This is a genomic window from Nocardioides jejuensis, assembly GCF_004337475.1.
Lineage (GTDB): Bacteria > Actinomycetota > Actinomycetes > Propionibacteriales > Nocardioidaceae > Nocardioides > Nocardioides jejuensis.
In genome coordinates, this window is sequence record NZ_SJZJ01000008.1 from 54379 (window position 1) to 78496 (window position 24118).

Annotated in this window: 24 protein-coding genes; 18 read left to right on the forward strand and 6 right to left on the reverse strand. The window is 71.5% G+C overall.

Annotated features, from left to right (window positions below; all coding sequences use genetic code 11):
* Positions 1-108: 108 nt before the first annotated feature.
* Positions 109-339: a toxin-antitoxin system protein gene (locus tag EPD65_RS06725; RefSeq protein WP_131582462.1), complete on the forward strand. Its 231-nt coding sequence runs from the start codon at positions 109-111 to the stop codon at positions 337-339.
* Complete coding sequence (locus EPD65_RS06730) at positions 332-670, forward strand: type II toxin-antitoxin system PemK/MazF family toxin (protein WP_165872911.1); 339 nt, start codon at positions 332-334, stop codon at positions 668-670. Before EPD65_RS06725 ends, EPD65_RS06730 begins: the two co-directional genes overlap by 8 nt.
* 8 nt (positions 671-678) lie before the next feature.
* On the opposite strand, the gene EPD65_RS06735 is transcribed toward EPD65_RS06730, so the two are convergent.
* Positions 679-1314 carry a TetR/AcrR family transcriptional regulator gene (locus tag EPD65_RS06735; protein WP_131582468.1) on the reverse strand — a complete coding sequence of 212 codons (636 nt, stop codon included), beginning with the start codon at positions 1312-1314 and terminating at the stop codon, positions 679-681.
* Between the two features lie 80 nt (positions 1315-1394).
* On the opposite strand from EPD65_RS06735, the gene EPD65_RS06740 reads away from it, so the two are divergent.
* Genes EPD65_RS06740 through EPD65_RS06755 form a run of 4 tightly spaced genes read left to right on the forward strand, consistent with a single transcriptional unit; the run spans position 1395 to position 6100 of the window.
* The gene (locus EPD65_RS06740) at positions 1395-2876 is read left to right on the forward strand and encodes a flavin-containing monooxygenase (RefSeq protein ID WP_131582471.1); all 1482 of its coding nucleotides are present in this window, start codon (positions 1395-1397) and stop codon (positions 2874-2876) included.
* Positions 2869-3807 (forward strand): patatin-like phospholipase family protein, encoded by a 939-nt coding sequence (locus EPD65_RS06745; protein WP_131582473.1) that lies wholly within the window; start codon positions 2869-2871, stop codon positions 3805-3807. The genes EPD65_RS06740 and EPD65_RS06745 overlap by 8 nt, the downstream gene beginning before the upstream one ends.
* Positions 3804-5270 carry a flavin-containing monooxygenase gene (locus tag EPD65_RS06750; RefSeq protein WP_131582475.1) on the forward strand — a complete coding sequence of 489 codons (1467 nt, stop codon included), beginning with the start codon at positions 3804-3806 and terminating at the stop codon, positions 5268-5270. The genes EPD65_RS06745 and EPD65_RS06750 overlap by 4 nt, the downstream gene beginning before the upstream one ends.
* A complete protein-coding gene (locus EPD65_RS06755) occupies positions 5267-6100 on the forward strand; it encodes an SDR family oxidoreductase (protein ID WP_131582477.1) in 834 nt (277 codons plus the stop codon). The genes EPD65_RS06750 and EPD65_RS06755 overlap by 4 nt, the downstream gene beginning before the upstream one ends.
* Before the next feature lie 6 nt (positions 6101-6106).
* Here EPD65_RS06755 and EPD65_RS06760 read toward each other — a convergent pair whose 3' ends face one another.
* Entirely contained in the window at positions 6107-6310 is a 204-nt protein-coding gene (locus tag EPD65_RS06760; protein WP_131582479.1) for a hypothetical protein, read from the reverse strand.
* Positions 6311-6403: 93 nt separating this feature from the next.
* On the opposite strand from EPD65_RS06760, the gene EPD65_RS06765 reads away from it, so the two are divergent.
* Positions 6404-7276, forward strand: a complete 873-nt coding sequence (locus tag EPD65_RS06765) for an AAA family ATPase (RefSeq protein ID WP_131582481.1) — start codon at positions 6404-6406, stop codon at positions 7274-7276.
* 2 nt (positions 7277-7278) lie between these two features.
* Positions 7279-8694, forward strand: a complete 1416-nt coding sequence (locus EPD65_RS06770; protein WP_131582483.1) for a vWA domain-containing protein — start codon at positions 7279-7281, stop codon at positions 8692-8694.
* Between the two features lie 5 nt (positions 8695-8699).
* On the opposite strand, the gene EPD65_RS06775 is transcribed toward EPD65_RS06770, so the two are convergent.
* The gene (locus EPD65_RS06775; protein WP_131582485.1) at positions 8700-9839 is read right to left on the reverse strand and encodes a glycerophosphodiester phosphodiesterase; all 1140 of its coding nucleotides are present in this window, start codon (positions 9837-9839) and stop codon (positions 8700-8702) included.
* 101 nt (positions 9840-9940) lie between these two features.
* Between EPD65_RS06775 and EPD65_RS06780 the strand changes: the two genes are divergently transcribed.
* Entirely contained in the window at positions 9941-11446 is a 1506-nt protein-coding gene (locus EPD65_RS06780; RefSeq protein WP_131582487.1) for a potassium/proton antiporter, read from the forward strand.
* A gap of 59 nt (positions 11447-11505) precedes the next feature.
* Here the strand turns inward: EPD65_RS06780 and EPD65_RS06785 are convergent, their stop codons facing one another.
* Both EPD65_RS06785 and EPD65_RS06790 read right to left on the reverse strand, forming a co-directional pair.
* On the reverse strand, positions 11506-12018 hold the full coding sequence (locus EPD65_RS06785; RefSeq protein WP_165872916.1) for a LytR C-terminal domain-containing protein: 513 nt from the start codon (positions 12016-12018) through the stop codon (positions 11506-11508).
* Positions 12019-12030: 12 nt separating this feature from the next.
* Positions 12031-12327 (reverse strand): type II toxin-antitoxin system VapB family antitoxin, encoded by a 297-nt coding sequence (locus EPD65_RS06790; protein WP_131582491.1) that lies wholly within the window; start codon positions 12325-12327, stop codon positions 12031-12033.
* Between the two features lie 54 nt (positions 12328-12381).
* Here EPD65_RS06790 and EPD65_RS06795 point away from each other — a divergent pair, with 54 nt between their 5' ends.
* Together EPD65_RS06795 and EPD65_RS06800 are read left to right on the forward strand one after the other, a co-directional pair.
* On the forward strand, positions 12382-13029 hold the full coding sequence (locus tag EPD65_RS06795) for a LysE family translocator (protein ID WP_131582492.1): 648 nt from the start codon (positions 12382-12384) through the stop codon (positions 13027-13029).
* Positions 13030-13091: 62 nt separating this feature from the next.
* A complete protein-coding gene (locus EPD65_RS06800; protein WP_131582494.1) occupies positions 13092-14828 on the forward strand; it encodes a helicase HerA-like domain-containing protein in 1737 nt (578 codons plus the stop codon).
* On the opposite strand, the gene eccCa is transcribed toward EPD65_RS06800, so the two are convergent.
* On the reverse strand, positions 14806-17559 hold the full coding sequence (gene eccCa / locus EPD65_RS06805; RefSeq protein WP_131582496.1) for a type VII secretion protein EccCa: 2754 nt from the start codon (positions 17557-17559) through the stop codon (positions 14806-14808). The two genes, EPD65_RS06800 and eccCa, sit on opposite strands and share 23 nt — an antisense overlap.
* A gap of 154 nt (positions 17560-17713) precedes the next feature.
* On the opposite strand from eccCa, the gene EPD65_RS06810 reads away from it, so the two are divergent.
* Genes EPD65_RS06810 through cobM form a run of 7 tightly spaced genes read left to right on the forward strand, consistent with a single transcriptional unit; the run spans position 17714 to position 24096 of the window.
* Positions 17714-18028, forward strand: a complete 315-nt coding sequence (locus EPD65_RS06810; protein WP_165872917.1) for a WXG100 family type VII secretion target — start codon at positions 17714-17716, stop codon at positions 18026-18028.
* 10 nt (positions 18029-18038) lie between these two features.
* The gene (locus EPD65_RS06815) at positions 18039-18332 is read left to right on the forward strand and encodes a WXG100 family type VII secretion target (RefSeq protein ID WP_165872918.1); all 294 of its coding nucleotides are present in this window, start codon (positions 18039-18041) and stop codon (positions 18330-18332) included.
* A gap of 3 nt (positions 18333-18335) precedes the next feature.
* Positions 18336-19559, forward strand: coding sequence for an EsaB/YukD family protein (locus tag EPD65_RS06820; protein WP_131582502.1), 1224 nt, complete (start codon positions 18336-18338; stop codon positions 19557-19559).
* 41 nt (positions 19560-19600) lie between these two features.
* Complete coding sequence (locus EPD65_RS06825; protein WP_131582504.1) at positions 19601-20656, forward strand: cobalamin biosynthesis protein; 1056 nt, start codon at positions 19601-19603, stop codon at positions 20654-20656.
* A 4-nt stretch (positions 20657-20660) separates the two neighbouring features.
* Positions 20661-22148, forward strand: coding sequence for a cobyric acid synthase (locus EPD65_RS06830; protein ID WP_243640488.1), 1488 nt, complete (start codon positions 20661-20663; stop codon positions 22146-22148).
* Positions 22145-23350 (forward strand): precorrin-6y C5,15-methyltransferase (decarboxylating) subunit CbiE, encoded by a 1206-nt coding sequence (gene cbiE / locus EPD65_RS06835; RefSeq protein WP_131582508.1) that lies wholly within the window; start codon positions 22145-22147, stop codon positions 23348-23350. The genes EPD65_RS06830 and cbiE overlap by 4 nt, the downstream gene beginning before the upstream one ends.
* Positions 23347-24096, forward strand: coding sequence for a precorrin-4 C(11)-methyltransferase (gene cobM, locus EPD65_RS06840; RefSeq protein ID WP_131582510.1), 750 nt, complete (start codon positions 23347-23349; stop codon positions 24094-24096). The genes cbiE and cobM overlap by 4 nt, the downstream gene beginning before the upstream one ends.
* The last annotated feature ends 22 nt before the right edge of the window (positions 24097-24118 follow it).

Genomic DNA, 24118 nt, shown 5'->3' on the forward strand with positions numbered 1-24118 from the left:
AGCGATTCGGAACTGCGGGTTTCTGCAATGCAGAAAGGCGCAGGTCACGCGCCGATCACGACTGCCTATAGGGATTACTATGGGGATCCCTAGAGTGAGGGGATCACCATGGCTGCCACCACCACGATCGCCGTCTCGCCGGTGCTGCGGGACCGGATCAATCGCGATGCCGGTGCGCACGGGCTGACCGCGGCCGGCTTCCTCGAGCGCCTGCTCGATGCCTATGAGCGCACGGAGATGCTCGACTCGTTCGGCACGGCGTTCGCGGCTGCTGGTCCGGACTATCGAGCCGAGCTCAGCTGGTGGTCGGGTCTCGAGCTGGACCTGCTGCGTGACTGATCTTGTCCGGGGATCCGTGGTCTGGTTCAACGGCGATCCGGTCGCAGGGCGCGAGCAGGGCGGCCGCCGTCCGGGCCTGGTGGTGGCGAGCAACGGCTACCTCGCCCGGGCCACGACCCTTGTGATCGTCGTGCCGGTGACGACCGTCGATCGGGGCTGGCCGAATCACATCCGGCTCGACGGAGCGCTCGATCTCGACCGAGCCAGCTATGCGATGACCGAGCACGTGCGGACGATCTCGCGTGACCGGGTCAGCGGCACGGCCGGGCAGGTCGACGCGGCCACGCTCGGTGCCGTCGATCGTTGGCTCAAGGTCTTCCTCGACCTCTGAGCCCGGCGTCAGCGCCGACCGGCGATGCCGTCGTACATCACGCGCTGGATGGCGAGGCGGAGCTTGTGCTGGTCGATCCCGGGATCGTGGAGAGCGGCCAGGACCGACGACATGATCATGCCGTTGATCGCACGCGCGGTGTTGTCGACGTCGAGGTCTTCGGGGAGGTAGCCCTCCTGCACTCCGTGCCCGACGTACGCCGCGGTGAGGCTGGTCGCCAGCGCGTAGAAGTCGAGGATGCGCTGGCTCATCTCCTTGTCGATGCCCGGCGCCTCGAGCAGCAGCATGCGGGGGACGCGCGGGTCCTCGCCGAAGACGTCGGCCAGAGCAATGCCGATCCGGACCGTCTGGGCGCGGTACTCCTCGAGTGAGTGCGGCGCATCGGGGGCGTTCTCCGCGGTGAGGGTCGCGACGAGGCGCTCGATCAGGTCGGTGATGACGTGCTCGACGATGTCCCGCTTGTTGGCGAAGTAGCGGTAGAAGGTGCCGTGCCCGATGCCGAGTCGTGCGGCGATGTCGGCGATGCCGGTCGCGTGGTAGCCGGCCTCGGCGAAGCAGTCGAACGCTGCGTCGATGATCTCGCGGCGCAGCTCGGCCTTGCGTCGCTCGACGCGGCTCAGCGGGGCGATCTCCTCGGCGGTCACGTGCCGGAGTCTATTGCCTGACACCAGAAAATGACATACCGTTCCGGCACTGACGTTTCATTCCGTTCTGAGGAGTTTCCATGCGCAGCCACCACGACGCGATCATCGTCGGTGCCGGATTCGGCGGCATGGGTGCCGCGATCCAGCTCAAGCGCCTCGGCTACGACGACCTGCTGATCCTCGAGCGCGAGGACGACCTCGGCGGCACCTGGCACGTGAACCGCTACCCGGGCCTGGCCGTCGACATCCCGTCGGCGACGTACTCCTACTCCTTTGAGCCCAACCCGTACTGGTCGCGCCTCTACGCCCCCGGCGCCGAGCTCAAGAAGTACGCCGAGCACGTCGCCGACACCTACGACCTGCGCCGCCACATGCGCTTCGGCACGGTCGTCGAGGGGGCGCGCTGGGACGAGGAGGCGAAGCTGTGGCGGGTGACGCTCGCCGGTGGCGAGACGGTGTCGGCGGTCTACCTGCTGACCGCCACGGGCTTCCTGTCGCAGCCGAAGATGCCTGACATCCCGGGCATCGACACCTTCCAGGGCAAGGTCATCCACACCACCGCCTGGGACGACTCCTACGACCTCGCAGGCAAGCGCGCCGCGATCATCGGCACCGGCGCGACTGCCGTCCAGCTGATCCCGGAGCTCGCCAAGCAGGTCGCCGACCTGACCGTCTACCAGCGCACGCCGATCTGGGTCACCGCGAAGCCCGACTTCGACGTCCCGAAGGCCGTGCAGACGCTGTTCGCGCGGCTGCCGCTCACGCAGAAGGTTGCCCGCTTCGGCGGCTCCTCGATCCTCGAGGTGCTGATGGTCGCGGGTGTGCTGAAGTACAAGGAGTTCCGCCCCTTCGGCAAGGTCGCGGAGCGCGTCGCCAAGGCTCACCTGCGCCGTCAGGTGAAGGACCCCGAGACCCGCGCGAAGCTCACGCCCGACTACACCTTCGGCTGCAAGCGCCCGACGTTCTCCAACACCTTCTACCCGACGTTCAACAAGCCGCACGTGCACCTGGAGACGACCTCGATCGCGTCCATCGACGAGACCGGGATCGTGACCTCCGACGGCAACCGCACCGACATCGACGTGCTCGTCCTGGCGACCGGCTTCAACCTCTGGGACGTCAACTTCCCCGCGATCGAGATCATCGGCCGCGACGGCAAGAACCTCGGGAAGTGGTGGCGCGAGACGCGCTTCCAGGCCTACGAGGGCATCACCATGCCGGGCTTCCCGAACCTCTTCTCGCTCAACAGCCCCTACTCCTACAGCGGCCTGTCGTACTTCACGACGATCGAGTCGCAGATGAAGCACATGGACCGGCTCGTGACCGAGATGCAGAAGAAGGGGGCGACCGTCGTCGAGATCAGCGAGGCAGCCAACCAGCGCTTCCTGGACCGGATGACCGCCAACCTCGAGGACTCGGTCTTCCTGCTCGGCTCGTGCGCGTCAGCCAACAGCTACTACTTCAACCAGCACGGCGAGGCGACGCTGCTGCGGCCCACCTCGACGCTCGGTGCCTTCCGCGAGGCCGGCCGCTTCCCGCTCACGGACTACACCTATGCCTGATTCCCGTACGCCGCGGCGCGGTGTCGTCTTCGGCTGCGGCGGCACGCTCGGCTTCGCGTGGAGCGCGGTTGCGCTGGCCGAGATCGAGCGCGCCCTCGACTGGGACGTGCGGACCGCGGAGGTGCTCATCGGCACGTCGGCGGGATCGGAGATGGTCGCCGCGCTGGGGGCAGGACGGTCGTCCGCGCAGGTGCTGGCGGCCCTCGACGGAGAGCCCGCCGCCGACCCGGTGCTCGCCGCCCACCTGGCGATCCACCCGGGCATGGTGCCGCCCACGCCGGTGCCCGCGCTGCCGCACCCGCGTGCGGTCGCGGCCGGCCTGCGCCGCGGCGATGCGCTCGCTGCGCTCTCCGGTCTGGCCCCGCGGGGTCGGGGCGACGCGACCTGGCTGCGTGACTTCGGCGACGAGCTCGCCGGCCCGGACGGGTGGGTCGCCCACCCGGCGACCTGGCTGGTCGCGGCCGACGTCCGCACCGGTCAGCGCGTCGCCTTCGGGTCCCCGGGTGCGCCGCGGGCCACGCTCGGGCAGGCGATCGCCGCGAGCTGGGGCATCCCCGGCTGGTTCCCGCCGGTCGCCATCGACGGGCGCCGCTACATCGACGGTGGAGCCATCTCGACGGGCTCCGCCGACCTCCTCGCTCCGCTGCAGCTCGACGAGGTCGTGGTGATCGCGCCGATGACCACGCAGGGCGGGCTGCCGGCACGCGGGCTCGACCGTGCCGAGCGCCTCCTCCGCTCCGCCATGACGAAGGTGCTGGACCGCGAGGTCGCACTGCTCCGGGAGCAGGGCGTCCGCGTCATCCGGATCGAGCCCGGCGCCGCCGAGCTGGCCGCGATGGGGCCGAACTTCATGGACCTCCGCCGTCGACCGGCGACCCTGGATGCGGCCCGCCATGCCGTTCCCGCCACCATCGAGAGGGCTCTCGCATGACCCACCACGACGTCGTCATCGTCGGCGCCGGCATCTCCGGCATCTGTGCCGCGATCAAGCTGCGCGAGGCCGGCATCACCGATGTCGTCGTCCTCGAGAAGGGCGAGACGTTCGGCGGCACGTGGCGCGCCAACACCTACCCCGGCTGCGCGTGCGACGTGCCCTCGCGCCTCTACTCGTTCAGCTTTGCGCAGCGGACCGACTGGTCGCGCGTCTACGCCGGCCAGGCCGAGATCCTCGCGTACGTCGACGGGGTGGCCCGCGAGCACGGCGTCGACCGCGTGACCCGGTTCGGCGTACGCATGGACAGCGCGCGCTGGGACGGCGACACCTGGCAGCTCGAGACCAGTGACGGGCCGCTCAGCGCGCGCTTCCTGATCTCGGCGGCAGGTCCGTGGGATGCGCCGAACATCCCCGACATCCCCGGCCTGGCCGACTTCCCGGGGGCGGTCTTCCACTCGGCGCAGTGGGACCACGACTACGACCTCGCCGGCAAGCGCGTCGCCGTGATCGGCACCGGGGCCTCGGCGGTCCAGTTCGTGCCGGAGATCCAGCCGCACGTCGCCCGGCTCGCACTGTTCCAGCGCACCGCCCACTGGGTGCTGCCGAAGGCCGACCACGCCGTGCCCGGGATCGAGCAGCTCGCCCTGCGCCGGGTGCCGTTCCTCAGTCGTGGCATGAAGGGTGCCGAGTACGCCGCCATGGAGCTCCTCGGACGCGGCTTCCGTCGTCCGAAGCCGGTCATGGTCGCGGTGCAGAAGGTGGCAGAGGCCTACCTCCGCGCCGTCGTCCGCGACCCGGCCCTGCGCGCGAAGCTGACGCCCGGCTACACCATCGGCTGCAAGCGGATCCTCTTCTCCAACAACTGGTTCCCGGCCCTGCAGCAGCCCAACGTCGACGTGCTCTCCACCGGCGTTCGCGAGGTGCGCGGCAGCGTCGTGGTCGGGGCCGACGGCAGCGAGGCCGAGGTCGACGCCGTCATCCTCGGCACCGGCTTCCACATCCTCGACATGCCCGTCGCCGACCACGTGCACGGTGCCGACGGCCGGTCGCTGGCCGACGTCTGGGCCGGCTCTCCGGAGGCCTATCTCGGCACCGTCGTCCCCGGCTTCCCCAACGCGTTCATCCTGCTGGGACCGTCGCTGGGCACCGGCCACACCAGTGCCTTCCAGATCGTCGAGGCGGCGACGGCGTACGTCGTCCAGGCGATCACGCACGCCCACGCGGACGGCGCCACGCTCGACGTCCGGCCCGACATCCTCCGGGCGTACGTCGACGAGGTGCAGGACGAGCTCGAGCTCACCGCCTACAACCAGGCCCAGTGCAACAGCTACTACCGCGACGTCAACGGCCGCAACAGCTTCGCGTGGCCGTGGTCCAGCGGCGCGCTGGTGCGCCGCTTCCGCCGCTTCGACCCCACCGTCTTCACCGTCACCCATGTCTCCGAGGAGATCTCCGCATGAGCTATCCGTCCATCAACCTCTCCGGCGCCGTCGTCGCCATCACCGGCGGCGCGCAGGGCATCGGTCGTGCGACCGCCGAGCTTTTCATCAAGCGCGGCGCGACCGTCGCCATCGGCGACCTCGACCACGCCCTCGCCACGAAGACGGCCCAGGAGATCCGGGCGCACGCCTGGCCGCTCGACGTGAGTGACGCTGCGGCGTACGAGGGATTCGTCGCCGCTGTCACGGCCGAGCTCGGCCCCATCGACGTCCTGGTCAACAACGCCGGCCTGATGCCCAACGGCGGCTTCCTCGACCTGTCGCCCGCGACCGACCGGCTGCAGTTCGACGTCAACGTCTTCGGCGTCATCAACGGCATGCGCGCGGTGCTGCCGTCGATGCTCGAGCGCAGCCGCGGTCACGTCGTCAACGTCGCCTCGCTGGCCGGGAAGTTCCCGGTGCCGGGCCTGGCCGTCTACAACGCGACCAAGTTCGCCGTCGTCGGCCTCACCGCTGCCACCCGTCTGGAGTACGCCGGCTCCGGTGTCTCGATCACTGCCGTGCTGCCGTCGGCGGTCGACACCGCGCTGGCGTCCGGCCTCGACATGCGGCCGATCCCGAAGGTGCAGCCGGGCGACATCGCCCGCGCCATCGTCGACTCCGTGGCCAACCGCAAGGCCGAGATCGCCGTCCCGTCGTACGTCGGCGGGCTGGCGAACGTCGCCGCGATCACGCCGGAGCCGGTGCTCAACACGGTCCGTCGGCTGGTCAAGGGCGACCGGGCGCTGAAGGGCGACACCCCCGAGCGGATGGCGTACCGCAAGCGCCTGGAGGAGCAGGCCGGGAAGTGACCGGGGTCAGGGAGTCGTGACCAGGTCGGTCTGCCGGACCTCGACGACCTGCGTCGACGGCGTGGCCGGCGCGGGCGCCGCGAAGCCGTAGAGGTCGGTCGCGACCGAGAGCGTGACGTGACCGGCCAGGAAGGCGAGGGTCACGACGACCGCCTTCGCCACGGCGAAGGCCATCGACTGCGCGAGGGAGCGCGGGCCACGGAAGATCACGCTGGGTCAACGCGCGGGCGGGCGTTTGGCTACTCAGGTCTCCTGAGATGCTGGTCACCTGTCAAGAAACCCGTCCGGCCCTAGACTCCGCGGGTGAGCACGAACGCCTGGTTCCAGAGCCCCGACGACGCCGCGAAGCGGCTGGACGCCGTCGGCTACCTGACCGACACCCCGACCGCCACGACGGCGTACCTGACCGGTGCGCTGGAGAAGCCGCTGCTGCTCGAGGGCCCTGCCGGTGTCGGCAAGACCGAGCTGGCCAAGGCGGTGGCGCGCGCGACGGGCGCCGAGCTGATCCGCCTGCAGTGCTACGAGGGCCTCGACGAGGCGCGTGCGCTGTACGAGTGGAACTACAAGAAGCAGCTGCTGCGCATCCAGGCGACCGACACGTCGCAGGACTGGGAGCAGACCCACGACGACATCTTCACCGACGAGTTCCTGCTGACCCGTCCGCTGCTCACCGCCATCCGGCGTACGGAGCCGACGGTGCTGCTCATCGACGAGGTCGACAAGACCGACGTCGAGGTCGAGGGCCTGCTGCTCGAGATCCTGTCGGACTTCCAGGTGACCATTCCCGAGATGGGCACGGTCGAGGCGGTCCGCCGCCCGTTCGTCATCCTCACCTCGAACGCCTCCCGCGAGCTCTCCGAGGCCGTCAAGCGCCGCTGCCTCTACCTGCACCTCGACTACCCCGATTCGAAGCGCGAGAAGGAGATCGTCCTCTCGCAGGTCCCCGGCATCTCGGACCGCCTCGCCGGCCAGCTCGTCGACACCATCGGCCGGATGCGCGACCTCGAGCTGAAGAAGTCGCCGTCGATCGCCGAGTCGGTCGACTGGGCCCGCACGCTCGTCGCGCTGCAGATCGGCAAGCTCGACGACGCCGCGATCACCCGCACCCTTGGCGTCGTCCTCAAGCACCGCTCCGACCAGGACCGCGCCGTGCGCGAGCTCAAGCTGGGACGCTGAGCATGCTCCTCGACCGGCACATCGGCTTCGTCGAGGCGCTGCGCGCGGCCGGCCTGACCGTCAGCCTGGCCGAGGACATCGACGCCGCGCGGGCCCTCGGCCACGTCCAGCTCGACGACCGCGAGACCGTCCGGGCGGTGTACGCCGCGACGCTCTGCAAGCGGGACGGCCACCGGCCCGGCTTCGACGCACTCTTCGACCTGTGGTTCCCCGCCCTCGTGGGCGACGGCCGCATGGGCGGCGGCATCGGCGCCGGTGCCACCGAGGGCTACGAGCTGGCAACCAAGGAGGGCGACAACGAGCTCGCCCAGGAGATGCTCGACGACGGCCCGCAGGCCCTCGAGGACTTCCGCGAGGAGCTGGGTGCCGCGCTGCAGTCCGACGACCGGCAGCGGATGGCCGAGCTCGCGATCTTCGGTGTCGGCCAGTTCGGTGCGCTGCCGGGGCAGGGCCCCGGTCGCTCGACGTGGAGCTCCTACACGGCGATGAAGCGGATCCGGCCCGAGGACCTTGCCTTCCGGATCATGCAGGGTCTCGAGGCGCAGGGCTACGGCGAGGAGGAGGCCCGCGCGGTCGCCACCCGCCGGATCGGCACCTTCGTCGGCCTCGCGGAGGCGGATGCCACCCGGCGCATCGCGCAGGAGAAGGGCGTCGAGCAGATCCAGGAGATCGTCGTCCGTCCCACGCTCGACCGCCTCGACTTCCTCTCGATGCGGCGCGCGGACGTCGAGGAGCTGCGTCGCCAGATCTATCCGCTGGCACGTCGGCTCGCGACGCGGCTCACGCAGGAGCACCACGCCCGCCGACGCGGGCCGCTCGACTTCCGGCGTACGGTCCGGGCCTCGATCGCCACCGGCGGCGTACCGCTGGAGACCCACCACAAGCCGAAGCGGCCGCACAAGACCGAGCTCGTCGTCCTCTGCGACGTCTCCGGCTCCGTTGCGAACTTCGCGTCGTTCACGTTGCTGCTGGTCTTCGCGCTGCGCGAGCAGTTCGGCAAGGTCCGGGCGTTCACGTTCGTCGACGACGTCACCGAGGTGACCGACCAGTTCGTGCCCGGCGGCGACCTCGTCGACATCATGACCGGCCTCGTCGAGCAGTCAGCCCACGCTGCCCGCTTCGGGCGGACCAACTACGGCCGCGCGTTCTCCCGGTTCGTCGAGAACTACCCCGACGCGCTGGGACCCAAGACGTCGTTCCTCGTCCTGGGTGACGCGCGCTCCAACTACTCCGACCTGCAGCTGGATTCGCTGCGGACCATCGTCGAGCGGTCCCGGAAGCAGTGGTGGCTCAACCCCGAGGTGCGCCGCAACTGGGACACCGGTGACTCGGTGGCGACCCGCTACAACGACCTGGTCCCGATGGTGGAGTGCCGGAACCTCACGCAGCTGTCGGAGTTCGTGCACGACATCCTCTGACGCGGTCAGATCCAGGCGTCCCGCGCTGCGACCGCGAGGTCGGGGTTGTCGCTGAACACCCCGTCGACGCCGGCGTCGAGGAACGCCGTGATCTCGGCTGCCAGATCGCCGTGGGCGGTGGGATCGGTGCCGATGCGGAAGTTGGTCGCCATGAACTGGTTCTCCACGCGCAGGGTCCAGATGTGCACCAGCAGCCCTGCGGCGTGCGCGTCGCCGACCAGTGCGGACGGCGTGGTCGTGGCGCCCCCGGTGCGCGGGAGCACGAGGTCCTTGTTGACGCCCACCCCGTCGGCGTACGTGTGGATCCAGGCGAGGTTGGCCGGGCTGGTCAGGTCGACGTACGTGCGCGGGTCGCCGCTCGCGGTGAAGTCGTAGGGGCGTCCGGACTTGTCGATCAGCTGGACCAGCGGCACGTCGATCAGGTGGTCGAGCTCGCGCAGGTTGGCGGTCTCGAAGGACTGGATGACGACCTTGTCGTCGGCGTCGTCCAGGTCGTACTTCTTCAGCAGCGCGACCAGCGGCTCCTCCAGGCTGAGCCCGATCGAGTCGAAGTACGAGGGGTGCTTTGTCTCCGGGTAGACACCGATCGTGCGGCCATAGCGGCGCGACTCCGAGCGGGCCAGGTTGAGCACCTCCTGGAAGGTCGGCACCTCGAACCTCCCGTCGTACGCCGTGTTGGCCGGCCGCACCTGGGGGAGGCGCTCCTTCGCGCGCAGCGTCTTGAGCTCGGCGAGCGTGAAGTCCTCGGTGAACCAGCCGGTGATCGACGTCCCGTCGATGGTCTTCGTGGTCTTCCGGTCGGCGAACTCGGGGTGCTCGGCGACGTCCGTCGTGCCGCCGATCTCGTTCTCGTGGCGGGCGACGAGGACGTGGTCCTTGGTGGAGACCAGGTCGGGCTCGATGTAGTCGGCGCCCATCCGGATCGCCAGGCGGTAGGACGCCAGCGTGTGCTCCGGGCGGTAACCCGACGCGCCGCGGTGCCCGATGACGATCGGCGTCGAGGTGGTGGTGGTGGTCGTGGGGGCGGTCGTGGGGGCGTCGGTGGACCGGTCGGATGCGGCGGCCTGTGCCGGAGCGGAGATGAGGGTCGAGAGGGCGAGCGGGGCGATGAGGGCGGCGACGGCGCCCGAGATGCGCATGGTCATGTGCTGCATGCAAGCGGTCGTGGGTGACGCCCACGCCGCGTCGCGATGAACGGCGCCCGGCTAGACTGCGATCCCGCCGCCCACGACGCCGAGGTGACCTCTTGACCTTCGACGCCCACCAGCTCGACAACGTGCTGCTGGCGGGTTCGGTCATCACCCTGCTGGCGATTCTCGCCGTGCGTCTCTCGGCCGGTTTCGGCCTTCCCTCGCTGTTGCTGTACCTGCTCATGGGTGTCGTGCTCGGTGAGTCCGTGATCGGCGTGGAGTTCAACGACGCGCAGGTGGCGCACGCGCTCGGTTTCGGTGCGCTCGTGCTGATCCTCGCCGAGGGTGGTCTGACGACGTCGTGGGAGTCGATCAAACCGACGATGCGACTCGGCGTCTCCCTCGCGACCGTCGGCGTCGCCGTGTCGGTCGGCCTGATGGCGGTCTTCGGGCATTTCCTGCTCGGCCTCGACTGGCGCCTCGCGCTCCTGCTCGGTGCCGCCACGTCGGCCACCGACGCAGCGGCGGTCTTCAGCGTGCTGCGCACCGTTCCGTTGCCGCGACGGCTGACGGGTGCGCTCGAAGCGGAGTCCGGCCTCAACGACGCGCCCGTCGTCGTTCTCGTCGTGCTGGTGTCGTCGGGTGCTGCCACCGAGCACGGGATCCTCGCGATGCTCGGGCTGGTCCTCTACGAGCTCGCGATCGGCGTACTGCTGGGGCTCGTCGTGGGCTACGCCGGTGGCTGGGTGATGGGCCGCGCGGCGCTCCCGGCGTCCGGCCTCTACCCGCTCGCCGTGCTCTCCTTCTGCATCCTCGCGTACGCCGGCGGCGCGGCGATCCACGCCTCGGGTTTCGCTGCCGTCTACGTGGCGGCCCTCGTGCTGGGCAACGCCGAGCTGCCGCACCGGGCGACCACGAAGTCGTTCGCCGAGGGCATCGCCTGGATGGCGCAGATCGGGCTGTTCGTCATGCTCGGACTGCTGCTGTCCCCGGGCCGGATCACGGTGTCGACCGTCGCGCTCGCGCTGGCCGCGGGTGTCCTGCTCACCCTCGTCGCCCGCCCGGTGTCGGTCTACGTCTCCGCGCTGGGGTCGGGCCTCGCGCGCCGCGAGAAGGCCTTCCTGTCCTGGGCCGGTCTGCGCGGTGCCGTGCCGATCGTCTTCACCACGATCCCGCTCGCGGAGGGCGTGCCCGGTGCGCAGCGGCTGTTCGACATCGTCTTCGTGATGGTCGTGGTCTTCACGCTGCTGACCGGTCCCACGCTGCCGTGGGTGGCGAAGGTGCTGCGGGTCGCCAAGCGCTCCGAGCCGCGCGAGGTCGCCATCGAGGCGGCGCCCCTCGAGCGGATCGCGGCGGACCTGCTCCAGGTGCGGATCAGCAGCCGGTCGAGGATGCACGGCGTCGAGGTCGGCGAGCTCCGCCTGCCGCACGGGGCGTCGGTCTCCCTGGTCATCCGCGATGGCGAGATGGTCGTCCCGCCGACCCGCATGGTGCTTCGGCACGGCGATGAGCTCCTGGTCGTCACGCCGCGCAAGCAGCGTCACGCGACCGAGGAGCGGCTGCGCCTCGTCGCCCGTGGCGGGCGGCTGGCCCAGTGGCTCGGGACCGACACCGCGGAGTGACGCCGAGACCGCCGAGACGGGCCTCGTGCACCGCCGAGACGGGCCTCGTGAACTGTGGGTCAGGGGACCTTCGGGCCGCAGATGAAGCTGTCGGCGTCCGCGGTGACGGACGGGACCTTGGCGTGCCAGGTGTGGAGCCCGTCGCCGACGACGACCACGACGCCGTCGCCGAGGACCGGCTTGCCGTCGACGATCGGCGTGCCGGCGCCGAACTGCGCCGCCACCAGCTGGGCCGCCGGGCTCGACGGGTCGGCCCAGACCTCGACCTTCTTCACGCCGGCCGTGCCCGCGTTGCCCGTGTCGCCGGGGGCGAAGCCACGGCGCATGAACTTCTTCATCGCCTTGCTCGCGCTCCCGGACTTCCGGCCGGCGTTGAAGACGCTGACCAGGACCTCGCTGGGGTGCACCCGCTGGCCCGCCGCGACCTGGGTGTCCACGCAGCTCGAGGAGTTGCTGTACGACGACAGCGAGGGGAACGGCCGGGTCGCCCAGAAGAGGCCGAGCACCAGCATCAGCACCGTCAGGCCGACCAGCGTCGCCAGCGTGGGCCCGGAGGTCTCGCGCGTTTCCATCATTGCTCCTGATCAGTCCCCGAGCTCGAGCACGCGGGCGTGGACGACATGGCGTTGCTGGAGTGCGGCCCGGAGCGCACGGTGCAGACCATCCTCGAGGTAGAGCTCGCCCTTCCACTTCACGACATGCGCGAAGAGGTCCCCGTAGAACGTCGAGTCCTCGTCGAGGAGGGAGTTGAGGCGCAGCGTGTCCTTCGTGGTGACCAGGTGGTCGAGTCGCACCTGACGTGGCGGCACCGTGCTCCAGGCCTGGGACGTGGTCCCGTGCTCCGGGTAGGGCCGGCCTTCGCCGACGCGCTTGAAGATCACGAGGGCGATCCTAATCCGATTGCCGGTCGGGGGTCCGGCGCTGACAATCGAGGCATGCCCGAGCTCGCCCCGCTGACCACGTTCCTCGTCGCCTCGATCCTCTTCATCCAGGTGCCGGGGCCGTCGCTGCTCTTCACGATCGGGCGCGCCCTCACCGTCGGTCGCGCGGACGCGCTCTGGTCGGTCGTCGGCAACGCGCTCGGCCTGGTCGTCCAGGTCCTCGGCGTCACGCTCGGCCTCGGCGCGCTCGTGGCTGCGTCGGCCGCGGCGTTCACGGTGCTCAAGCTGGTCGGAGCCGTGTACGTCGCGTGGCTCGGCATCCAGGCGATCCGGCACCGCGGCGATGCGCGCGCCGCGCTGCTGGCGAGCGACGTCGAGCAGGGGCGCACGTCGGCGGCGGCATCTGTGCGCACCGGGCTCGTGGTGGGCGCGACGAACCCGAAGACGATCGTTTTCTTCGCGGCCTTCCTGCCGCAGTTCGTCAACGAGTCGGCGCCGGCTGCGCCACAGCTCCTGCTGCTGGGTGGTGTCTTCTCGGTGATGGCAGTCGCGTCGGACTCGGTCTGGGTGCTCGTCGCGTCGCGGGCCCGCGACTGGTTCGCCCGGAAGCCCGAGCGCCTCGACCGGATGGGCGCCGCGGGCGGCGTCATGATGATCGGCCTCGGGGCGACGCTCGCGACGACCGGATCCGGCTCGCACTGAGGCGCTGACGCGCGGGTGGCTTTGCGTGGCTTGTCGGGGTGGTGCGTCCTAGGCTTCGCGCCATGACCGAGACGCCTGCCGAGCAGCCCGCCGCGCCTGCTGCCCCCGCTTCGACCGAGGCGCCTCTGGCGCCCGCCGCCCCGGCCGAACAGCCCACCGCTCCGGCTGCCGCGCCGGCGGCCGAGCCGGTCGTAGCGCCGGCGGTGGCGCCTGCCGCTCCGGCTCCGGCACCGGCTGCGGGCAACGCTCTGGCCGACGCGATCCGTCCGGGCTACGCCTTCGACGGCGCGGCCCTCGAGCTCGGTGGGTTGATGGCCGACGCGACCACGCTGACCGACGTCCACATCCGCATTCCGCTCGCCATGCTCAACCGGCACGGCCTCGTCGCCGGCGCGACCGGCACCGGCAAGACCAAGACGCTCCAGCTCCTTGCCGAGCAGCTCAGTGCCAACGGCGTGTCGGTGTTCGCGGCCGACATCAAGGGCGACCTGTCCGGCATCTCGCTTCCTGGCGAAGGTGGGGAGAAGATCACTGCGCGGGCGGCCTCGGTCGGGCAGACGTGGACCGCGACGGCGTTCCCGACGGAGTTCTTCGCGCTCGGTGGTCAGGGCACGGGAACACCGGTCCGGGTCACGATGAAGGAGTTCGGACCGACGCTGCTGGCGAAGGTCCTGGGCCTCAACGAGACGCAGGAGTCGAGCCTCGGTCTGGTCTTCCACTACGCCACGGAGGCGGGCCTCGAGCTCGTCGACCTCGCCGATCTCCGTGCCGTCGTGAAGTTCCTGACCAGCGATGCGGGCAAGCCGGCCCTGGAGGACCTCGGCGGTCTCTCCTCGGCGACGGCGGGCGTCATCCTGCGCGAGCTGATCGCCTTCTCGGACCAGGGGGCTGACCTGTTCTTCGGACAGCCGCAGTTCGACGTGGCGGACTTCCTGCAGGTGCGCGACGGCAAGGGCGTCATCTCGCTCATGGAGCTGCCGAACCTGCAGGACCGTCCTGCCGTCTTCTCAACCTTCCTGATGTGGCTGCTCGCGGCGCTGTTCCGCTCGCTGCCCGAGGTCGGCGACGTCGACAAGCCCAAGCTGGTCTTCTTCTTCGACGAGGCGCACCTGCTCTTCGCGGATGCATCGAAGGACTTCCTCACGCTCATCACGCAGACGGTCCGGCTGATCCGGTCGAAGGGTGTCGGTGTCTTCTTCGTGACCCAGTCGCCGACCGACGTACCGGACGACGTGCTGGCGCAGCTCGGCTCGCGCGTGCAGCACCAGCTGCGGGCGCACACGCCGAACGACGCCAAGGCGCTCAAGCAGACCGTCAACACCTACCCCGACAGCGAGTACGCCGACCTGGGCGAGGTCATCACCTCCCTCGGTATCGGCGAGGCCGTCGTCACCGTCATGAACGAGCGAGGCGCTCCCACGCCGGTGGCGTGGACCCGTCTGCGCGCGCCCGAGTCGCTGATGGCGGCCGCGCCCGCTGCCGGCATGGATGCGTCGGTGAAGGCGAGCGCGCTGTACGCGAAGTACTCCGTCGTGCAGGACTCGGAGTCGGCCGCGGACAAGCTCGGCGCGCAGGAGGCGGCCGCGGCGAAGGCGACGGAGGCGGCACAGCAGGCGAAGGCCGCTCCGCAGCCCAAGGCGGCGCCCGCCCCGAAGCCGGCGAAGTCGAAGCGCAGCGGTGCCATCGCGAACGCTGCGTGGAACAGCGCCGACGACATCGCTGCCGCGCTGGCTCCGCGGGGCAAGAAGCAGCTGGCCCGCCAGGTCACGAACATCCTCAAGGGCGTCTTCCGTCGCTGACCGCGCCTGCCGGGACGGCCGCGAGGAAGTGGTGGCCGTCCGGAGTCAGGCCGTGGCCGGGCGAGCGAGGCACTGCCTGCGCCTTCGCCCGGCCGTGCTCGGACTCCATCGGGTCGCCGAGGCGTAGCTCCAGCCGGGTGCCGACCACGTCCCGCAGCACGTGGCGCAGGTCTGCCCACCGCGTCGCGGTGAGCGCGAGGTGGATCCCGACGGAGAGGGACTCCTGAGCGAGCGCAACCAGCTCGGCCTCGACGTCCGGCCAGCGCTCGCGCAGCGTGGTCCAGCCATCGACGACGACGAACAGGTCGGGCTCGGTGGACCGCTGACGTCGCCTCCTGGATGCCTCGGTCGCCACGTCGCGGACCAGAGCCCGGACCTCGTCCGGTGCACTGCGGTCGACGTAGGCCGACACCTGCGGGAGACCGTCCAGCGCAGCGAGCCCACCGCCGAGGTCGACCACCGCGAACCGGGTCTGCTCGGGAGCGGTCGCGGCGAGCGCCTCGGCGAGGGTGTGGAGGAGGGTGGTGCGCCCCGATCGCGGTGCTCCGACGATCGCGACGTGTCCGCAGGAACCGTCGAGGTCCACGAGTAGCGGCGCGTGCCGCTGCTCGTGCGGGAGGTCGATGAGCCCGACGGGCAGCCGATCCGGACCCGGGTCAGCAACGGTCGCCAGGAGGGCCGGGACTGACGGCGCCTCGCGGAGTGGTGGCAGCCAGATCCGTCGGGCAGTGCGTCCTGAACCGGCACGGCTCCGGGACTCGGCGACCACGCTCTCGAGCAGGGGTGGGTCGATGCGGGTCGAGCCAGCAGGGTCCGTCACAGGCGCCGAGGTGAAGGGGAGAACGAGGCCGCTGGGCACCCTCCGCGGACGCGGCATCGAGACGAGGACCGTGTCGAAGCGGACCTGCTCTCCAGGCCCCGTGGAGAGATAGCCCGCTCCGGGCCGGGGCGGCAGCTCGTGGGCGTCGGGCGTGCCGATGACCGCGCGGGACTCGGCGGCCGAGAACGTCCGGAGCGCGATCCTGAACCCGAGGTGTGACTCGAGTCCGCGCAGACGTCCTTCGTCCAGCCGCTGCGACGCGAGCAGGAGGTGCACGCCGAGGGAGCGGCCGACGCGCCCGATGCTCGCGAAGAGCTCGGCCAGATCCGGCCGCGTCGCCAGGAGCTCGGTGAACTCGTCGACCACCACGAGCAGGGTCGGCAGCGCCGCGACGTCCGGGTCGAGGTCAGCGATGCGAGCGATGTCGCCGGCATCGCGCAGCACCTGCTGGCGTCGTACGAGCTCACCGCTGAGGGCATCGCGCATGCGGTCGACGAGCGTGAGGTCGTCGGCGAGGTTCGTGATCAGGGCGGAGGTGTGGGGCAACCCGGCCAGGCCTGCGAATGTCGCACCACCCTTGAAGTCGATGAGCACGAGGTTGAGCTCTTCGGGGGAGTGCGTCATCGCGAGGCCGGTGACCAGCGTGCGCAGGAGCTCGGACTTGCCGCTGCCGGTCGCTCCGATGACGAGCCCGTGCGGTCCGTGGCCGCCCGCCGCGGGCTCGCGCAGGTCGAGCTGGACCGGAGCGCCGGAGGGATCCGTGCCGATCGGGACGCGCAGCGGTGCGCGCGGCGACGCGCTGAGGAGCGCAGCCAGGCCGTCCTCGGTCGCGCGGTGTGCGGAGGCGGAGCGTCTACGTGCGTAGGCCGTCGCTGTTGCCATGTCGCATGAGTCGGGAAGGAAGCCCGGTGGTGTGACGTCCGCGCCGTCGCGAACCACCCGTGCCGTGTGGGCAGCTGTGTCTGTCGTGACGACCGTGGACGTGGCCGACCGCGGTGGCCCGATCCGCAGGACCGCGGAGCTCCCCGGTGGGGCGTCGGCCGCTCGCTCGTGTCGTTCGTCGATGACCAGGAGGCGCGCTGCGCTGGCGTGGGCGCGGAGGTCGTCGGCATGGGCAGCGACCATGCGGATCGGCCCGACCGCATCGCGCTCTGTCGCGGAGCCGTGGTGGGGGAGCCACTTGAGCCAGTCCCACGCGGCGCGCCCCGTCTCGTTGTCGGTCAGCAGGGCGATCTGCAGGCGCTCGGGATCCTGGCGCGCTGCCGAGCAGACCCATGCCCGCGCAACTGCCCGTGCCTCGTCGCGTGGCCCGTCGACAGCGATCTCGCCGACCACGTCGAGATCGAGCTCGATAGGAAGCTGGGTGATCTCGGTGTGCGCAGCGACGAAGCGCTCGAGGGCGCGCTGGCCGGCGACGTCGGGAGGCTGGCCGGGGGTCGGATCGGCGACGTCGAGCCGCAGCCCGAGTGGCCCGGTGGCGATCCCGAGGCGGATGCAATGGCCCTCCGTCTCCGGCATTGCCGGGCTCGCCGCGAGGGCGGATGGCTCCGGATGACGAGCCAGCGCGTGGGCCCTCTGTGCGGTCGCTGCGGCGATGACCTGGCCGCGTGCTCGCTCGAGATGAAGCAGGTGGTCCTCGCGGCTCATCCCCGTCTGCAAGCGGCGCTGTCGCCGCTGGCGCTCCACCTGCAGGACGACGAACGCCACGGTGACGATCAGGAAGAGGCCCGCCGCCAGGAGGCTTCGCGTGCGCATCGCCCCGCTGCCGGCGAGGCCGGACGACGCGACGAGGGCGACCGAACCGACTCCGCCCAGCGCGGGCAGAGCGAGCAGCAGGGCGCCGCCCTCGGTCGGCCGCTGCGGCGGAGCGGGCGGCAGCCGGAGTGCCGGTCGTGGGTCGTTCGTGGTCATGGTCGCGACGCTAGGTCGGACCACTGACGTTCTGCTCGTGCCGCCGGACTGCCTGTGGAGAACTGCGTTGTGGACGAACCGGAATGGGTCCCTGGCCTCGCGGGCATCCAGCAGTACGACGCCACGACAGGGGGCGGTGACGAAGGGATGCACGATGACCAGTGGTGCCGGGATCGGCAAGGCCGACGGGGTGGTGCTCGCTGCGGCCACGGACGTCGGCGAGACGAGGGCACGGCTGCAGGGCGATCTCGCGTCGCTCCGTGGCCGGCTGGACCACCTGTCGGGTCAGTGGGAGGGCCGCGGCCACACGGCGTTCGTCAACGCGGTTGGTGCCTGGCAGGCGACCGCGGATCGGGTCGTGCGGAGCCTGGATGACTTCGAGGCCCAGCTGCGCGCGACCGAGTCGACGTACGACGAGGCGGAGTCGCAGGTCGCCTCGGCGCTCGGGCGCTTCGCGGGACAGGGTTGAGGTGACGGTGATGAGCGGAATGCTGAAGGTGGGTCACGCCGCCCTCGACGACGCCTCGGCCGGCCTCCGCGGAGCGGCCGCCCAGATCGAGGGCACGCTCGACGATCTGGCGCGCCGACTTCGCGCCCGCTCGCCTGAGTGGACCGGATCGGCATCCGACGCCTTCGAGGAGGCGCGGCTGCGATGGGATGCCGCGATGCGCGACATGAAGGAGGTCCTGCACGCGATGGGCCTCGCGGTGGCGGCGGCCAATGACGAATACCGCGCGGCGGAGTCGGCGAACGCGCGACGGTTCGGCGGCTGATCCGTGGACGGCCTGCTGCGGGTGTCGGTGGTGTCGGGGACGGGCCCGCCGCTCGATCTCGCGCTGCCCGCACACGTGGCAGTGGCAGAAATCCTGCCCGAGCTCATCCGGCTCGGGAGGGCGCCGGCCGCCGCACAACTCGTCACGGTGACCGGCCAGGAGGTCGCGTCGGCGACGAGCCTCGCCGCGCAGGCGGTTCCCGACGGTGCGGTCCTGGCGCTGGTCGAGCCGGAGCCTTCGCGGACCGGGCTGGACGACCCGGCGCAGGCCCTCGCGGCGGCCGTCGGATCCGACGTCCTCGGGTGGCATCCGCGCCTGCTCCGACCCGGGTCGAGGGCGATCGGCGCACTGCTCCTGCTGCTCGCGGCGGGCGCTCTTGCTCGTGGGCCGGCGTGGTCGGGCGCCATCGCCGCCGCAGGAGTGGTCGCGCTCGTCGGCGCCGCGAGCGCGGCCCAGCGACAGCACGACCGGCTGCTCTCGGCCGGGTGTGGCTGGGCTGCCGTCGGGTTCGCGGCCGTCGCCGGTGCTCAGTACGCCGGCCCGGTCGCCGCGTGTGCGGCGGCGGTCGTGAGCGCGGTGGTGATCGCCCGGGTCGTGCGCGCGGTGGCTCGACTCGTGCTCCCCGCAGCGGTCGCCGCCCTCGTCCTCGGGGCACTCGCATCGCTGGTCGTCTGGTGCCCGGTGGACCCGGCGCTGGCAGCGGCGGTCGGCCTGGTCGGCGCCGGAATCACCGGGTCCGTCCTGCCGCAGATCGCGCTGGGGATCGCCCGCGGCGATGCCACTGCTGCGCGGGAGCTCATGCGGGCACTGATGGCGGCCGCTGCGGTCGTCCTCCTGGTCCTCGTCGTCCCGACCGCGGCGCACGGAGGCGCCGGCGCCGGCCTCGCCGTGGCGGTCGGCATCCACACGGCCTGCCGGGCCTCGCGACATCACGGCGCCGTGGAGGTCGTGTCCGGCCTCGCGACGGGGGCCGCGATGGTCCTCCTCGCGGGGGTCGTTCTCGTCATGTCCGGCTCCGGCGCCGCTGGCGTGGTCGGTGCCGTGGGCCTCCTGGGTGCCCTGGGCCTGGGCGTCTATGCGGCACGTGACCCGGAGCAGCGGCGCGAGGACCCGCGGCTGGCCATCGCGGTTGACCGCCTGGAGTCGCTCGCGCTCCTCGCCACCGTCCCGCTGCTGGTGTTCGCCAGCGGTGTGGTTCCGCTCCTTGCGGGTCTGGTCCGTGGGTGAGCGTGCAGCCTCGACGCGCGTCGCGACTAGGCTCGCCGACCGTGGACGGGACGACGGGCGCAGCGCGGGCTGCCGGGCTGCTGGCGGGATACGCGCTCGACGTCGCACTCGGTGATCCCCAGCGGCACCATCCGGTCGCGCTCTTCGGCACGGCTGCGCGACAGCTGGAGCAGCGCGTCCATGCCGACTCCCGAGTGGCCGGGCTTGGCTTCACTGCTGTCCTGGTCGGCGGCACCGCGATCGGAGCCGTCCTTGCGCAGCGGACGCTGGGTGCCGCAGCGGGCAGGGTGGCCGGTCGCGACGCTGCTCGATGTGCGGCCGAGTTCGCCGCCGTCACGGCGGCCACGTTCACCGCTCTCGGTGGCACATCGCTGGTCCGCGAGGGTGATGCGATGGCCCGGCTCCTCGAGTCCGACGACCTCCCCGGCGCCCGCCAGCGCCTGTCACACCTCTGCGCCCGCGACGCCTCGGACCTGACTCCCGACGACCTGGCCCGGGCCACCGTCGAGTCACTCGCCGAGAACACCTCCGACGCCGTTGTCGCGCCGCTCGTCTGGGGCAGCCTCCTGGGCGCACCAGGCCTGCTGGGCTATCGCGCTGCCAACACCCTCGACGCGATGGTGGGCTACAAGTCGCCGCGCTACCTCAACTTCGGGTGGGCGAGTGCGCGCTTCGACGACCTGCTCAACCTCCTGCCGGCCCGCCTCGCGGCACTGCTTGTCTTCGTGGTCACCGGCCGCCGGGAGGCACTGACGACCTGGCGCCGCGACGCCCGCCTCCACCCGTCGCCCAACGCCGGGCCGGTCGAGGCGGCGACCGCGGGAGCGCTCGGCGTACGGCTGGGTGGGACGAACACCTACGACGGTGAGGCCGAGTCGCGCGGGGTGCTGGGTGACGGTCGGGCCGTGGAGGTCAGCGATGTGGCCCGCGCCAACCGGCTCTCGCGCCAGGTCTCCGCTGCTGCGGTGCTCGTTGCGGCGGGCACCGCGTTCGCGCTCGGCCGTCGGGCCCGACCTTCGGCCGGGCTTCCTCCCTCGCTCGCGTCCCGGACGAGCAAGCTCGCCGGTCGCTCGCTCGGTCGTCATGCACGAGAATGACCGCGTGACTCCCCAGACGCGCGGGCTGCTGTTCGCCGGCACCACCTCCGACGCGGGCAAGAGCCTGGTGACGGCGGCGGCGTGTCGGCTGTTCGCGCGCAACGGCGTCAAGGTTGCGCCGTTCAAGAGCCAGAACATGAGCAACAACTCGATGGTCTGCTCGGACGGATCCGAGATCGGGCGCGCCCAGTGGCTGCAGGCAGTCGCTGCCGGCGCCGAGCCCGAGACGGCGATGAACCCCGTGCTGCTCAAGCCCGGCTCCGACCGCCGCAGCCACATCGTGCTCCTCGGCAAGCCGGCGGGGACGCTCGAGGCAGGCGAGTTCGCCACCGGCCGGGCCCACCTCGCGAAGGCGGCCTTCGAGGCCTACCGCGACCTGGCATCGCGCTACGACGTGGTGCTCAGCGAGGGCGCGGGCAGCCCGGCCGAGGTCAACCTGCGCGCGGGGGACTACGTCAACATGGGCCTCGCCCGCGAGATGCACCTGCCGGTGGTCGTCGTCGGCGACATCGACCGCGGCGGCGTGCTCGCGGCGATGTTCGGCACGCTCGGCATGCTCGAGCCGGCTGACCAGCGCCACCTCAAGGGCTGGATCGTCAACAAGTTCCGCGGCGACGTGGAGCTCCTGCGCCCCGGCCTCCGGACGCTGGAGGAGCGCACCGACCGCCCCGTGCTCGGTGTGATCCCGTGGCTCGCCGACCTCTGGCTCGACTCCGAGGACGCGCTGGCCATCGCCGGCTGGCAGCACCGCGTCGACCCGACGTTGCGGGTGGCCGCCGTCCGCTTCCCGCGGATCTCCAACGCGACGGACCTCGACGCGCTCGCCGCGGAGCCGGGCGTCGCGGTCGCCTTCACGACCTCGGCAGCCGAGCTCGCCGACGCGGACCTGGTGGTCCTGCCCGGCAGTCGCGCGACCTTGAGCGACCTCGCCTGGCTGCGCGAGCGAGGCCTTGATGCGGCGATCGCGCGCCGCGTCGTCGAGGGCAAGCCGGTCCTCGGCATCTGTGGCGGCAACCAGATGCTCGCCGCCACGATCCACGACCCGCTCGGCATCGAGGCCGGAAGCCCGACCAGCGTCGCCGGCCTCGGGCTCCTGCCCACACGGGTCGACTTCGGAGCCGACAAGATCCTCGGTCGGCCCACCGGCTCGTGGCGCGGAGAGCACGTTGCGGCGTACGAGATCCACCACGGGGTGACGACGCTCGACGGCGACGCGCTGCGGGCGTGGGAGGCGTCGATGTTCCTCGACGGCTTCACGATGGGTGCGGTCTGGGGCACGACCTGGCACGGGGCGTTCGAGTCGGATGGTTTCCGCCGCGCGTTCCTCGCCGAGGTCGCCTCCCGGACGGGTTCGCCCTGGACACCGCAGCCCGATGCCCCCGGCTACGCCGACCGCCGCGAGGACATGCTCGACCGCCTCGCCGACGCCCTCGACGAGGCCGTCGGCTTCCAGCCGCTCATCGACCTCGTCGACGCAGGAGTGCAGCCATGAACCGGGTGATCGTGGTCGGCATCGGCGCCGACGGGTACGCCGGCCTGACCGGCGCCGCGCGCGCAGCCGTCGATGCTGCCGGTGTGGTCGTCGGCGGCCAGCGCCAGCTCGACCTCCTGCCCGACAGCGTGAGCGCCGAGCGCGTCGCCTGGCCGGTGCCCCTGCGACCGGCGGTGCGCCCGCTGGCTGAGGAGCACCGCGAGCGCGGCCTCGTCGTCCTGGCGAGCGGCGACCCCATGCACCACGGCATCGGCCGGACCCTCGTCGAGGAGCTCGGCGCGCCCGCCGTCCAGATCATCAGCCACCCCGGCTCCGTGAGCCTCGCGTGTGCGCGTATGGGCTGGCCCGTCGAGTCGACGCCGGTCGTCTCGACCCTCACCGGCCCGCTCGGTGCCGTGATGCGTCACGCCGGTCAGGGCCAGCAGATCCTGGTCCTCAACCGCGATGCATCGACGCCGGCGGCACTGGCGGCGTTCCTGACGGCGCACGGGTTCGGCGGCTCGCGGATCACGGTCCTCGCCGACCTCGGCGGTCGGGAGCGGAGCCTGCGCGGCTTCGCGGACCAGGCCGACTACTGGTCCGGGCAGCTGCCGGAGAGCGTGAGCATCAGCGCGGTGGAGTTCGCCGGGCCCCGCGCGATCCAGGAGACGCCGGGCCTGCCCGACGACCTCTTCGAGACCGACGGTCAGCTGACCAAGCGCCACGTCCGCGCCCTGACGCTGGCCACCCTCGCGCCCCGCCCCGGCGAGCTGCTCTGGGACATCGGTGGCGGTTCCGGCTCGATCGCGATCGAGTGGCTTCGCGCGCACGCCACGACACGTGCCGTCTGCGTCGAGCGCGACACCGAGCGGATCGGCCGGATCGTGCGCAACGCGGCGGTGCTCGGCGTACCCCGCCTGGAGGTCGTGGAGGGTGCCGCGCCCGCGTCGCTGGACGCGCTGCCGACGCCCGATGTGGTCTTCGTCGGCGGCGGCCTGACGGCAGACGGTGTCTTCGACGCCTGCTGGGCGGCACTGCCGAAGGGCGGCCGGTTCGTCACCAACGCAGTGACCCTCGAGTCCCAGGCCCTCGTCATGCGGCTCCAGAAGGAGCACGGCGGCGAGCTGGTCAAGATCGACGTGGCCCGGACGACTCCGGTCGGCGGGTTCACCGGATGGCGCGCGGCGATGACCGTCGTGCAGTGGAGTGTGGAGAAGGCATGACCGTTCACTTCGTCGGCGCGGGCCCCGGGGCCCCCGACCTGATCACCGTGCGCGGCCTGCGCCTGCTCCAGACGGCCAAGGTCGTCATGTACGCCGGCGCGCTGGTGCCCGACGAGCTGCTCGCCGAGGTCCCGGCCGACGCCCGCCGGGTCGACACCCAGCACCTCGACCTGGTCGAGATCGTCGCGGAGTACGAGGCCGCCCACGCGGCCGGGCACGACGTCGTACGGCTGCACTCGGGGGATCTGTCGCTCTACTCGGCCGTGGCCGAGCAGGCGCGTCGCCTCGAGGCGCTCGGCATCGACTACGACCTGTGCCCGGGTGTGCCCGCGTACGCCGCCGCGAGCGCCGCGCTCGGCCTCGAGCTGACGGTGCCGGAGGTCAACCAGTCGGTCGTCCTCACGCGGTTGAGCCGGCAGGCGAGCAAGATGCCTCCGCGGGAGACGCTGGCCAACCTCGGCTCGGCCGGTGCCCTGATCGTGCTCCACCTGGCCACGCACCTCGTCGACGACGTCGTCGCGGAGCTCGAGCCCAACTACGGCCTCGACTGCCCGGCCGCCGTGGTCTTCCAGGCGTCACAGCCGGAGCAGCTGATCCTGCGTGGCACGCTCGGCGACATCGCCCAGCAGGTGAAGGACGCTGGCCTGAAGCGCTCCGCCGTGATCATGGTCGGCCGCTCGCTGGCAGCGGAGGGCTTCCGCGACTCGCACCTCTACAGCTGCGACCGCGATCGCTCGCTCGGCTGACAGGTCGGCTGACAGACTGGGG